The organism is Bacillus altaicus (genome assembly GCF_042136375.2).
Lineage (GTDB): Bacteria > Bacillota > Bacilli > Bacillales > Bacillaceae_G > Bacillus_A > Bacillus_A cereus_U.
Genome location: NZ_CM143394.1, coordinates 2,031,108 through 2,045,020, shown reverse-complemented (window position 1 = coordinate 2,045,020; position 13,913 = coordinate 2,031,108). Strand labels below are relative to the sequence as shown.

Genomic DNA, 13,913 nt, shown 5'->3' with positions numbered 1-13,913 from the left:
TCACAAAATCTATTGTGGACTTCTATTTTCCCATATGGTAATTCGCTTTCTCCACCCAACAAATCACCATATAGCTCAAATATACAAATTGGTAATAAGTCAGATTACCTTATGGCTTCCTTACACTCTATTCCATATAACGTTAACCAATCAAGAATGTTATTATTGATATCAAAACCTAATCTTGAAATGTTGTTAATTATAACTCCCCTTTCAGGTCTTTCTTTTAATAGAGCTTTATAAATTTCTGTGGACCATATTTCAATTTTTTCATCTAAGCCCACAAACGAAATTATACCTAATCCCATATCAGTATTTTTAGGTATTGTATCCGCTACAACACAAGGTACGCCTGCACATTGTGCTTCCAATGTCACAATACCAAACCCCTCGAATAAAGAAGGGAATATTAAAACATCAATAACATTCATAATTATCGGAATATCTTTTCTCACTCCCAAAAATCTAATATTTTCATAAATACCTAGTTCTTTTGCTTTCAATTCAATAGAAGTTTTTAACGGACCATCCCCTGCTAAAATTGCGATAAAATTTGTATCTCTCTTTAAAATCTCCTTTAAAACATGTAAGATGAAAATATGATTCTTTGATTCTGAAAAACGACCTATATGCCCAATTAATTTCGCAGCATCCGGTATACAAAGTTCCTTTCTTACACTGGCAATATCCCCTATATTCACATCAATAAATTGATTAATATCTAATCCATTTTTAATCAATTCAACCTTATTATTGTGAAACATCCTTTCACCAAATAAAAAACGTGCAGCTTCAGCACTACACGCACAATAATCTGTTCCAGCATATTTAATAATAGATTGCAGAACCTTCAGGGTAATTCTTGCTGTGACTCCAGATCCTTGTGGCCAATTATTACTATGAGAATGACAAATTCTCTTTTTTATACCAGCCATTTTTGCAGCCAAAGCTACAAAACCACCTTGATAATCCGTATGTGCATGTACAGCTATATATTGACCATTAGACATTATCTTTATAAGTTCTTTAATATATAACAGAGGCCCTACTTGTCCTAAACTTGGTATTCCATATAATCTCCCACCTAATGCTGCTATTTCATCTTCATAATCACATTTCCCACTTCCATGAGATACAAAATCAAATTGAAGCTGCTTTCTATCTATTTTCCTATATATATTCATCAATAAAGTTTCAGCGCCACCCCTATTCATAGCACTGACAATGTGCAAAACCCTTTTGTTTTCTTTAGCCTTAACCATTGAAATCTACCCCAATCTTACAACCAATCCATATATTTAACACTTTATTATCCAAGCAAATTGCTCCTATAGACAATTCTCAAAGTAATTACATGTTCATATACAAAATAAATAAAATAACATACTAGAACTGCATAATAAATAAGCTTTTGATCTTTATCAGTAAATAACTTTACAACCCAAGAAATTAATATTAATTGATACAATCCAAAATAAATCGAAAACCTTGCAAAAATCCAATTTTGAGTTGAAATAATCATGAAAACTAAACCTAATAATGCCATGTTTACGATATAATCACTTTGTGGAAAAAGTGCTCTTAGTTTGTGCCTCCCAATAAAAGCAAGGATGAGCGGAGTTGCTTCCACAACAACCCGAAGAATATTAGCTCCACCTTCTTGAAAATCCTTATAGTGACCATATTGTGTATCCCCTATAGTTGCAAAGAAAACTTCTGCAAATTGATTAAATCCTATTACAATAAGTACTGCAATAAAGAGTAGTATAAATGTTATTGTCGACCAAGCTTTCCTTCGAACTAAAAAATAAATAGGAATTAATACAAGAGCGCTTTGGTGAAAAGTTGATGCAAACAAAACTATCAAAAAATATTTTTTCCAATTCCCATCTAAAATATATTTTGTAGCGGTAAAAATAATTGCTGCTGCTAAATACTGTCTCAATCCATTCATTGAAACTAAATACATACCCGATGCTATATATACATATAAACTTAACTCAATCATTCTTGAATATTTATATAGAACTGCTACTATTAATATATTTGTTATTAAAGCCGTTATAAAAATCAGAACTTGAGGATCATTCGTATACATTTTTAAAATCATTTGCAAAATACTAAACCCGATATTCTTGCTATCTTGAACATTCTCCCAGTTAAAATCAGTAACTTTAAAAGCGTGCATATAAAAATATGTGTCGCCAATATTATTTCTAAAACCAGATACTACTACAAGAGAGAGAGTCGCCATTAAAATCAATAATCGATTCGGCTTTAACATCACAATTCCTGTAGTTACCGGCATAGCAAAATACCTTGCAAAAAATGCGAGTATGAATACGATAAAAAGATTTATCCAAAGTATAGTCATTATTATGTCCTCTCATTTACTTACTAAGTAAATCCCTATATATTTACTTCCATTCTTGTTTTCATTGTAATGTAACTATAAAGAATAATCCCAAATGGTAATGCGCAAATCGTCAGACCTTTGCATGGCGACTCTTGTATAAATCTTTTATTTCTCGCCATGAAGCTGCTTGATACATAATGTACAGCTTGCCTATACTTGAATACTCGATTAGTAAATGGTAATTTCATAAGTTCCTTACGATAAAAAGCAAAACCTCTTGGGTTTTTACGATATTGATTTAGCATATTCATTGATGATCCATCATCCATGTATTCCACATAGCAAAGAGGTTCATTCAACATTAACATTTCATATTGTCGATCAAGCATATAATACTTATATGCTAGTCCTACATATTTTTCATTTTTAAAAATTGGGTATGGATATTTCTTAGTCAATTCTGTGCGATAGACCAATTTTTTATCACCTGTAACACCATGTTTGTTGTAAAGATCAAAAAGCGTGGAGTATTTAAGGTCCTCTGGTAACTTTGAGCCAATTATTTGCCCATTTATATACAAGTCCAGTCCAATTATTCCACTAACTTCATCATTCCCATAACTATTCCAAAAAGAAAGGATTTTTTCTACAGCATCATCTGGCATGTAATCATCAGAATCAATACAAACGTTTAACTCCGTATCAATCATTTCATAGGCTGTATTATGAGCACCATGCATCCCTTGATTTTGTTGCCAATGATACATAATTTTGATATATTTTTCAGCAATCCAGCTATCCACCAATTCTTTTGTGTTATCACTAGATCCATCATCTATTATTAACCATACAAAATCCTTACATGTTTGACGTTTTAAACTCTCATAACAATTTTGAAGACAATACGCTCTATTATAAGTAGGGGTGAAAATCGTTAAATTCTCCAAATTACTCACCTCGAAAGTACGGAATAAAAATCTTGGGTTAATTCTGCCGTATGCTTAATATCGTATCCTTTTTCTAATAATAATTGAGCTGATATATTCCTCGAGAAATTACTAGTTTCTAATTTTTTCATTTTTTCTATCCAAGCCACTTTATCCGTTAGAGGCAAATGTTCAACTAAATTCATTCCCAAGTCCACTTCTTTCGTAATAGTATCCGATATGATACAAGGTAAACCAACCCCTTGCGCTTCTACAAGTGTGACTGGTAATCCCTCATGAATAGATGGAAAAACAAATGCATCAAATGCTTGAAGTATACGTTCTACATCACCTCGTACCCCAAGAAATCTTATATTCTTCTCTATATTCAAATCTTTTACTTTTTTTTCAATTTCCATGCGAAGCGGCCCTTCACCAGCTAATAACAGTATTGAATTTGGCCGGAATTGAGTTAACTGAGCAAATAAATCTATAAGATAGGTATGATTTTTTTGATAAGCGAATCTTCCGACATGACCTATAACAAAAGCTTCCTGTTCAATTTGTAATTCCTTTCTTACTTGTTTTCTTATTTCAGGACGGAACAAAAATCTATCACAATCAATTCCATTTTTTAAGATTTTGGCTGTATCAGCTTTATCTGCAAATAACCATCTCGCAGCTGCATTTGAACATGCTAACAAATGTGTTGCACATGTAGATATAGATTTTCCTGCATGCCATTTATAGATTTTCGCCGCAGTTCCTCCCTCACTACTAGTATTATGACTGTGAGCAATCCTAACCGGTATTCCCGCCTTCTTAGCAGAACGAAGTACAAATCCGCTCATTTTATCCATGTGTGAATGTACAATTCTATATTCTTGATGAGAGGTAAAGAAAGTATCCAGTGCTTTTATATATCCTCTATGTCCAACGTTTGTGATATATGGAATTCTATGAATTTCCCCGCCTAACTTTACTATTTCTTCATCAAACACTCCTTCTTTACATGTTAAAAAATCAAATTGAACTTTGGAACGATCTATATTGCGATATAAATTCATAATTAGCGTTTCGGCGCCGCCTCTATTCATATTTACGACTACATGTAATACTCTTAATGGAGTGCCCAATTTAAATCCTCCATTTCATCCATATATGTTGTATAAATTTCTTGTTTCTCTTTTAACACTTCATTAACTGAATATTCACTTGTAATAATAGTACGTCCACACTGTCCAAACTGAGCTTGTAATTTAGTATTTTTAGAAATAAAATTTATTCTTTCAGACATCGTCTTTATATCATCACGATCTACAATCCAACCATTTTTATTATTAATAATTAATTCCCTATGTCCCCGGTTATCAGTAGCTACAACCGGAAGTCCACAAGCCATGGCTTCCATAATATTAACTGGCAAACCCTCCCTGTAACTGGATGCAACGGCTAGGTCACACATCTGCAGCAAAGAGGCTATATCATTTCTATAACCAAGAAAGTGCACCATACTACTCACGCCTAGTTGCATCGCTATTTTTTTACACTCTTCTATTAACGGACCTTCTCCAGCAAGTAAAAGCTTCGCATGTGGCATTTCATTTTTCAATTGTGCTAATACACGGATTAAAAAGCTTTGATTTTTATTCTTATTAAATTCAGCAGCATAAAACATTAAAAAATCTTGTGATTTATAGCCACATTGTAGCTTTAATTCTCGTTTCTCAAGTTCAGTTACAAGAGTAAACCGTTGTACATCTATTCCTACACCGTGAACTAGCTTAGTATCTTTCACTGGAAAGCGATGTTTAACTGCTAAATCATAATCTTCTTGGTTAATTGTTATTAGACAATCCGTATGAGTAGCTAGAATTCTTTCAATCGGATAATAAAGCAACCAATTCATATACGGTGATCCTTTACAAAAGTGAAATCCATGTGCTGTATATACGACTTTCGTTCCTTGCCGCCTGGCTTTCTGAGCAGCTAAACGAGCAATTACTCCTCCCATAGGCGTATGACAATGAATGATATGATATTTATTTTGATCAATAATTGATTTTAGTTTTTTATATGCGTGGAGGTTTTGTATACTAAGAGGTGACCTTTGAATAGGAATATTATATTTTCGAGTTACGTACGGAAGATGTATATTCCCATTCGCTGCAACATGTACTTCCCATCCTTGTTCTGAAAACCATTTCAAATACGGTAAATGAAAAGCCTTAAAATGATAATCTACAGTTGCACAAAACAGAACTTTTTTAGACACCATCCCACGCACCCGTCTTATATAAATTTTTTCTATTAACCTGATACAGGTATTAACAGTTTTAAAGTTTTACGCTGATTTACTAACTTTAACAATCGTTTTCTTAATTCTACTTCGTTTAAATCTGTATAACTTGAAATAAACTCTTCAATTTCTTCTATACGAACATTCATTTCTTGTCCTACGTAAATCCTCGGATGAATTTGCTTTTCATTCATTTCATCTTCTTTTAGTAATTCTTCAAAAAGTTTCTCCCCTGGGCGTATACCAGTAAATTCTATTCCTATTTCATCCACAGAATTTCCTGATAATCGAATAAGATTTTTGGCAAGGTCGACTATTTTCACTGGTTCTCCCATATCCAATACAAAAATCTCCCCACCTTTAGCTAAAGAACCAGCTTGCACTACGAGTCTTGATGCTTCCGGAATTGTCATAAAATACCGAACCATATCAGGATGAGTAACTGTAACTGGTCCACCATTTTGAATTTGCTTCTTAAATAAAGGTATAACACTCCCTCTACTTCCTAAGACATTCCCAAAGCGTACAGTAACAAACTTTGTATGACTTATTTTATCTTTATGTTGAATTACCATCTCAGCTAATTTCTTTGTTGCTCCCATAACACTCGTCGGGTTCACAGCTTTATCAGAGGAAATCATAACAAACGTTCCTACTCCATGTGCTCTCGCTGCCTCTGATACATTCATAGTTCCAATCAAATTATTTTTAACAGCCTCTTCAGGATTATTCTCCATTAGTGGTACATGTTTATGTGCAGCTGCATGATATACAACATTTGGAAGATGTTTATTCATTATTAAATTCATCTTTTTTTCATCTTGTATATCTGCGATTTCAGGAATAAACGTGCCTTTCATATCTCCATATTTTCTGTTTAATTCCATTTCTATAGAATAAATACTGTTCTCCCCATGCCCTAGTAAAATCAACCTTTTCGGCCTGAATTTTGCAATTTGTCTACAAATTTCCGAACCAATTGAACCTCCTGCACCAGTAACTAAAATAACTTTGTTAGTTATATAATCTGAAATAACATCCACATCAAGTTCTACAAGATCGCGCCCTAATAAATCTTCTACTTGAACATCTCTGAATTCGTTCACCGATACTTTACCCGTTACTAAGTCTTCTAACATCGGAAGAATTTGAGTTTTCACTTCTGTTTTTAAACATCTTTTCAAAATAACATTTTGCTCTCTTTTGTTTAATGAAGGAATTGCTAAAATTATTATTTCAATATTCAGTTTTTTAACAACATACTCAATTTGATTCTTACCACCAATTACTGGAATACCCCAAATATCAAGGTTATGTTTTTTTACATTATCATCAATAAATGCGACTGGCATTAATTCGGCAGCACTATTCTTTAACAACTGCCTTGCAACCATGGTCCCAGCAGATCCCGCACCAACAATTAACGTTCTTTTTTTATCACCCTTTTTTACATAATAAATATCTCTGTACATTCTCCATATAAAACGTGAACCACCAATTAATAAAATATGAATCATCCAAGTTACAACTAACAGCCGAAAATACATTTTTTGCATGATTAGTTGCTGCACAACTGCTGTAGCAATTATAGAAAATGTAACAACTTTGCATATAATGAGTAATTCTCCTATACTTGCATATTCCCAAGCTTTATTATACAACTTATATATTAAAGCAAATAAATGATGACTGACTAATAGAGTGATAGAGCTAATAATTGATGATAAAGTGATAACACTAAAGCTAGCATTTACAAAGAAATAACTAAAGAAAATAGCACTTAACACAATCATTGAATCCATTAAAAGCAATAACGATATCCTCCGCCGATACGTCATGTAACTTCCTCCTTTAATCAATTCCATACTTAACTCTTTCAAATTTAAAGTTTCTAACTATATTCTCTTTATTAAAAGCACATAGTTAGAAACTTTAATAAAACATGGGCATCTAACCCGGCCTCACATTACACTCTTGATGACTCGCATCTAAGGTTGTTTTCACAACCCACAGCATAATCGAGTGCCTCCGTTGATAGCGGTAAGGAGACATCACCACATCGTAGCTCTTTAAAAAATTCTTTATAAAGAACATCTTAATATAAGGATATTAAATTCTTTTTTTAAAAGTACATTTATGTTATTTATACTTTTCCATTCAAAATCGCACCTAATATCCTACTTTTCGTAAAACTTAACGCCCTTTTCGTTTCAAGCGCATCTTCATTCACAGTATGATTATAACGTATCACCAATAATACACCTTCACACTTATCAGCCAATACACTTGTATCTGTTACTTCTAGTACAGGAGAAGAATCAAATAATATAATATCATATCGTTCCATTGCCTTTTGAACTAACATATCCATTGCACTCGAACTAAGTACTTCGGATGGATTGAATGGTACCGGTCCGCTAGTTAATACATCCAGACTTTCCATCTCTGTTTTTTTCACGGCGCCCTCTAAAGTTGTTTTTCCGTTCAATATATCAATTAATCCAATTGTATTTTCTACTCCAAACATTTCATGAATCGTTGGTGTTCGTAAATTTGCATCTATTACCAATACTTTTTCACCTTTTTGTGCTATTGAGACTGCTAAATTAACTGTAATCGTTGATTTCCCTTCACCATACCTCGGAGAAGTAATAACTATAGTTCTGCTTTTATGAATAGATGAAGATAATTGAAGGTTTGTTCGAAGCGAACGATACTGCTCCGAAATTTTCGATCTTGGAGCGGTATGTACAATTATACTTTCTCCTTTAACTTTATTTGTTTTTCGTCTATTTTTGTAAGCCACTCCGTTCCCTCCCCCAATAATACCGTATTTTTTTTACTGAATTTGTCTTTCACATTTTTTCTATTCATTTTAGATATTCCGCCCAAAACAGGGACATCTAACAATTGTTCAATTCGCCGTTCCGATTTGATTCTCTCATCAAGTGAATCCAATAAAAAAATGAATCCAATACTGAGCACCATACCTATAGAGAATGCAATTAGTATCGTCTTAAAGTGATTTATATTTATAGGCATAGAATTTTTTTGAACTGGGTCTTCTGGTAATATACTCACATTATTAAAATTCAGTATATTCGCTACTTCTTTCTTATAAACAGCGGCTGTAGTATTTGCAATTTTATGAGCAAGCACAGGATCTATATCCACTACATTTATTCTCATAATCTGGGACCCTTGCACACTTTCTGTACTTATTTGTCCACTTAATGCACCTGCAGATCTGTTAATATTCAATTCAGCAGCCACTTTTTCTAATATTACAGGCTCATTTACCATCGCTTTCAATGTATTCATCGTTTCAGCATTAGCTTGAACAATAACCCTTGCTGAAGAGGCATATAATGGTGTTTTTACATATATAGTATACATCGCTCCTGCTACTGTAGTGAGAGTTGTAAATAATAGAAGTATCCAAATTCTTTTTCGTATAATAGTAAATAGATTTTTCAAATTTATTTCCTTATCCATAACTTCCCTCCTCATTTAAAACCAATGAGCTTCAACTTGAAATTGGCATCGAAAACTTAAGAAAAAAAACAATATTTTTATTCTTTTTAATATACAAACATTTCTAGTTAATGCCATTTTAGTTCTTTATACAGAACGAGTCAACACAAATTATTTTCACTAAATTACTTCCTGATGACACTAAAAAAAATGCGACAACATTCGAGTTTTTTCACTGTAGATAAATGACGAAAAAGCCCTAATACCGTAGTATTAGGGCTTTTTTCTCTCTTAGTATAGAGACATATATTGATCGCGTTCCCATTGGTGAACTTGCGTGCGGAAAATATCCCACTCAATTTCTTTTGCTTCAATGAAGTGCTCAAGTAAATGATCACCTAATGCGCCACATACGATTTCATTAGATTGTAAAGTAACTAATGCTTGCGCTAATGTTGCTGGTAAGTCAACGATACCTGCTTCCTCGCGCTCTTCTTTTGTCATTACATAGATGTTACGGTCTACTGCAGCTGGTGGAGTTAATTTGTTTTTAATTCCATCAAGACCTGCTGCTAATAATGTAGCCATTACTAAATACGGGTTTGCAGCTGGGTCAACACTACGTACTTCTACGCGTGTACTAATACCACGAGATGCAGGGATACGCACTAATGGACTACGGTTTTGTGCAGACCATGCTACGTAACATGGAGCTTCATATCCAGGTACTAAACGTTTGTAAGAGTTTACAGTTGGGTTTGCTACCGCTGTAAATGCTGGCGCATGTTTTAAAATACCTGCGATGAAGTGACGAGCATCATCACTTAGTTGTAATTCACCGTTTTGATCGAAGAATACGTTCTCACCATTTTTAAATAATGATAAGTTACAGTGCATACCTGAACCATTTACACCGTATAATGGTTTCGGCATAAATGTTGCATGTAAACCATGTTTACGAGCAATCGTTCTTACAACAAGCTTGAATGTTTGAATATCATCGCATGAGCGAATTGCATTTGCATATTTAAAGTCAATTTCATGTTGACCTGGTGCAACCTCATGGTGAGATGCTTCAATTTCAAAGCCCATTTCTTCAAGTTCAAGAACGATATCACGACGACAGTTTTCCCCTAAATCCATCGGCGCAAGGTCGAAGTATCCACCGTTATCGTTTAATTCTAATGTTGGATTTCCTTTTTCATCAACTTTAAATAGGAAGAATTCTGGCTCTGGTCCAAGATTGAAATCTGAGAATCCTAATGCTTCCATTTCTTTTAACACACGCTTTAAGTTGTTACGTGGGTCGCCATCAAATGGAGTACCATCAGCATTGTAAATATCACAGATTAAACGAGCTACTTTACCTTTTTCAGCTGTCCAAGGGAAAATTACCCAAGTATCTAAATCCGGATATAAATACATATCAGATTCTTCAATACGTACGAAACCTTCAATAGAAGATCCATCAAACATCATTTTGTTATCAAGAGCTTTTGTTAATTGGCTCACTGGAATTTCTACGTTTTTAATTACCCCTAAAAGGTCCGTAAATTGCAGACGGATATACTTTACATTCTCTTCTTTCGCCAAACGGAAAATATCTTCTTTTGTGTACCTAGCCATTAAAAATTCCTCCTTAGTCCCTCTAAACACCTTCAGAATCAGTTATCTTTAGTGAAAAAACCTTGAAATGTCACCTTGTCGCAATGAAGTCCGATTAAATCTACCTGTATGTTGTAGTTCATCTCGAAGAATTTTGCGAAGATCGGATTTTGAAATTTCTTTCGTTTCTTCTTTTACTTTCACTGCTTCTGTTTGATTTTCTTTCATTTGCAATACTTGTTTAATTCCGGCCATATTTAAGCCTTGATCTAACAAATCTTTAATTTCCAACAATTTATCTACATCGTTAAATGAAAATAATCTGCGATTCCCTTTTGTACGGGTTGGAAAAATAAGATTATGCTCTTCATAGTAGCGAATTTGACGTGCAGATAATTGTGTTAAATCCATTACAATACCAATAGGAAACAGCGGAGCAGAACGTCTATCTTCTTTCATCATTTCAGTTCCTCCTTCGCCTTAACTGCTTCTCATTTTATACCACGTTATGTTTAGTGTCAATAGATGTTAGCTTTTCTTACATGGTTTTTTATAAATTTTTTCATTCTTTTTTCTAATGGCACAAATCATTACTTTCACACGAAAAAAAGCTGTCGAAATCGACAGCTTCCCTTTAAGAAATTGTTAATAGATTTTTTTCAATTAACGCATCAATTGCAGAACAAATCGCAATTTTCACATGAGAATAAGTCAATCCACCTTGTACGTATGCAACATACGGAGGACGAATCGGACCATCCGCAGATAATTCGATACTTGCACCTTGAATAAATGTCCCAGCAGCCATAATTACATCATCTTCATATCCCGGCATATAGTTTGCATACGGAGTGAAATGAGAATTAATTGGAGATGCATATTGAATCGCTTGACAGAATGCAATCATACGATCTTTATCGTCAAATTGAACAGATTGAATTAAATCCGTTCTTGGTGCATTCCATGCCGGTGATGTATTCAGCCCTAATTTCTCTAAAAATGCCGCCGTAAAAATTGCACCTTTCAGCGCTTGACCCGCCACATGCGGCGCTAAGAAGAAACCTTGATACATTTCTTGCAGACTGTATAAAGATGCCCCTGCTTCCGCACCAATCCCTGGAGATGTTAAACGATATGCACACGCTTCAACATACTGTTCTTTACCGACAATGTAACCACCCGTTTTAACAATTCCCCCGCCAGGATTCTTAATAAGAGAACCTGCCATTAAGTCCGCACCAACATGACATGGCTCGTTTTCTTCAATAAATTCGCCATAGCAATTATCTACAAATACAATAACATCAGGTTTAATCTCTTTAACAAACGCAATCATCTCTTTAATTTGTGAAACTGTAAACGACGGACGAGTAGCATATCCTTTTGAACGTTGAATACCAATCATCTTCGTGTTACTACGGATCGCAGCTGCAACAGCTTCAAAGTCCACAAATCCCTCTTCAGTTAACGGAACTGCGTTATAACCAATATTATATTCTTTAAATGAGCCTACACCTTTTCCGCGCACACCAACGATTTCTTCTAACGTATCATACGGTTTCCCCGTTATGTATAATAACTCATCTCCCGGACGTAAAATACCAAATAAAGCTGTTGAAATTGCGTGAGTACCTGAAATAATTTGAGGACGAACAAGACCGGATTCTGCCCCAAATACATCCGCATACACTTTTTCTAATGTGTCACGACCAATATCATCATAACCATAACCTGTCGTCGGAATAAAATGCGAATCACTAATTTTATGTTTACGAAAACTTTCTAGCACACGAAATTGATTACTCTCAATTACTTCATCCACACGTTTATGCACTTCTATAATTTGACTTTCTACTTCTTTTACGATTGGAGCAATTTTTTCTCCATTTTTCAAACGATCAAACATTATTATTTTCTCCTTCTCCCACTAAAAATCTCTTTAATTGCCCATTAAGCGATGAATGAGCAAATATATATCCTGTACAATCATATACAAATTTATCTTCTAGAAACTCCATTTTAGTTAATAACGTTTCCGTCTTTAAAAGCGTTAACAACCTACCTTCACTCGGAGGAATTTCCACTTGATAATCATCCATTTCTTCCTTCATCTTCATTTCTATCGCTTCTTTTATACGCAGTAAATCACTTTCTTCAAAAGCACTAGTCATTAAGAAATCCCTTTTCGGAAATGGAATGAAGTTTTGATGCAATTTATCTTTTTTATTATATAACGTAATAATAGGAATATGATTAATTTCAAGGTCTGACAATAATTGTTTTACTGTCTGCTCATGCCCTACATAATTAGGATCTGCTGAATCAACAACATGTAAAATAACATCCGCTTCCCCAGCTTCTTCTAACGTAGATCGAAAAGCAGCAATTAGTGACGTAGGTAAATCTTGTATAAAACCAACCGTATCAGTCAAAAGCACTGTATAACCAGAAGGTAACGGCATCTTTCTTGTCGTCGGATCTAGCGTTGCAAACAATAAGTTTTCTTCAAACGTATCAGCTTCCGTTAATCTATTAAACAACGTAGATTTCCCTGCATTTGTATACCCAATTAACGCAACTTGAAACACTTTATTATCTTTCCTTCTCTCACGATATCTTTTTCGATGTTCTACAACAATCGCAAGTTGCTTCTTTATTTCATCAATACGTGATCGAATATGACGACGGTCCGTTTCGAGCTTCGTCTCTCCCGGCCCTCTCGTACCAATCCCACCACCAAGACGTGATAAAGACAAACCTTGCCCCATAAGGCGCGGCATTGTATATTGCAACTGAGCTAACTCTACTTGAAGCTTACCCTCTCTCGATTTCGCACGTTGCGCAAAAATATCTAGTATTAACTGTGTTCGGTCAATCACTCTCGCATCTAATACTGAAGATAAATTCCGAATTTGACTTGGTGTTAACTCATTATTAAAAACAATAACAGCCGGCTCTAACTCTTCCGTCATCGCAGCAAGCTCTTCTAGTTTACCTTTTCCTATATAAGTTGCAGGATGAAACTTCGGACGCTTTTGCGTCGTTGATACTAACACTTCCGCTCGCGCAGTCTTTGCTAGCGATGCAAGTTCTTTCATGGAATGCATAAATTTTTCATCATCATCTTGCGACAATTGACAGCCAACTAATATGACTTTTTCTTTTTCTTCCATCAAATATGTTCACTCATCCTTTTCGAAATTTAAACCTTCTAATATAATAGCAGAGGAAGCATATTTCATCTAGTTAGCGG

At 34.4% G+C, this 13,913-nt stretch carries 12 protein-coding genes; all 12 read right to left on the bottom strand.

The window, feature by feature from the left end; genetic code table 11:
• Positions 1 to 104: 104 nt before the first annotated feature.
• Entirely contained in the window at positions 105 to 1,262 is a 1,158-nt protein-coding gene (locus tag ACE38F_RS10770) for a glycosyltransferase family 1 protein (protein ID WP_341306072.1), read from the bottom strand.
• A 47-nt stretch (positions 1,263 to 1,309) separates the two neighbouring features.
• Complete coding sequence (locus ACE38F_RS10765; RefSeq protein WP_375370919.1) at positions 1,310 to 2,374, bottom strand: EpsG family protein; 1,065 nt, start codon at positions 2,372 to 2,374, stop codon at positions 1,310 to 1,312.
• A gap of 35 nt (positions 2,375 to 2,409) precedes the next feature.
• Positions 2,410 to 3,303 (bottom strand): glycosyltransferase family 2 protein, encoded by an 894-nt coding sequence (locus ACE38F_RS10760; protein ID WP_341306070.1) that lies wholly within the window; start codon positions 3,301 to 3,303, stop codon positions 2,410 to 2,412.
• Between the two features lie 5 nt (positions 3,304 to 3,308).
• Positions 3,309 to 4,418 carry a glycosyltransferase family 1 protein gene (locus ACE38F_RS10755; protein ID WP_375370920.1) on the bottom strand — a complete coding sequence of 370 codons (1,110 nt, stop codon included), beginning with the start codon at positions 4,416 to 4,418 and terminating at the stop codon, positions 3,309 to 3,311.
• Positions 4,403 to 5,560, bottom strand: coding sequence for a glycosyltransferase family 4 protein (locus ACE38F_RS10750; protein ID WP_375370921.1), 1,158 nt, complete (start codon positions 5,558 to 5,560; stop codon positions 4,403 to 4,405). The genes ACE38F_RS10755 and ACE38F_RS10750 overlap by 16 nt, the downstream gene beginning before the upstream one ends.
• Positions 5,561 to 5,592: 32 nt before the next feature.
• Positions 5,593 to 7,419, bottom strand: a complete 1,827-nt coding sequence (locus ACE38F_RS10745; RefSeq protein WP_375370922.1) for a polysaccharide biosynthesis protein — start codon at positions 7,417 to 7,419, stop codon at positions 5,593 to 5,595.
• 305 nt (positions 7,420 to 7,724) lie between these two features.
• A complete protein-coding gene (locus ACE38F_RS10740) occupies positions 7,725 to 8,387 on the bottom strand; it encodes a CpsD/CapB family tyrosine-protein kinase (protein ID WP_016092140.1) in 663 nt (220 codons plus the stop codon).
• Positions 8,336 to 9,076 carry a YveK family protein gene (locus ACE38F_RS10735; protein ID WP_085312168.1) on the bottom strand — a complete coding sequence of 247 codons (741 nt, stop codon included), beginning with the start codon at positions 9,074 to 9,076 and terminating at the stop codon, positions 8,336 to 8,338. Before ACE38F_RS10735 ends, ACE38F_RS10740 begins: the two co-directional genes overlap by 52 nt.
• Before the next feature lie 270 nt (positions 9,077 to 9,346).
• Positions 9,347 to 10,681: a type I glutamate--ammonia ligase gene (gene glnA / locus ACE38F_RS10730; protein ID WP_088079154.1), complete on the bottom strand. Its 1,335-nt coding sequence runs from the start codon at positions 10,679 to 10,681 to the stop codon at positions 9,347 to 9,349.
• Positions 10,682 to 10,729: 48 nt separating this feature from the next.
• The gene (gene glnR, locus ACE38F_RS10725) at positions 10,730 to 11,119 is read right to left on the bottom strand and encodes a transcriptional repressor GlnR (protein WP_215556623.1); all 390 of its coding nucleotides are present in this window, start codon (positions 11,117 to 11,119) and stop codon (positions 10,730 to 10,732) included.
• 175 nt (positions 11,120 to 11,294) lie between these two features.
• Positions 11,295 to 12,566 carry a methionine gamma-lyase family protein gene (locus ACE38F_RS10720; protein ID WP_375370923.1) on the bottom strand — a complete coding sequence of 424 codons (1,272 nt, stop codon included), beginning with the start codon at positions 12,564 to 12,566 and terminating at the stop codon, positions 11,295 to 11,297.
• Positions 12,559 to 13,833: a GTPase HflX gene (gene hflX, locus ACE38F_RS10715; protein ID WP_375370924.1), complete on the bottom strand. Its 1,275-nt coding sequence runs from the start codon at positions 13,831 to 13,833 to the stop codon at positions 12,559 to 12,561. Before hflX ends, ACE38F_RS10720 begins: the two co-directional genes overlap by 8 nt.
• Positions 13,834 to 13,913 lie beyond the last annotated feature (80 nt).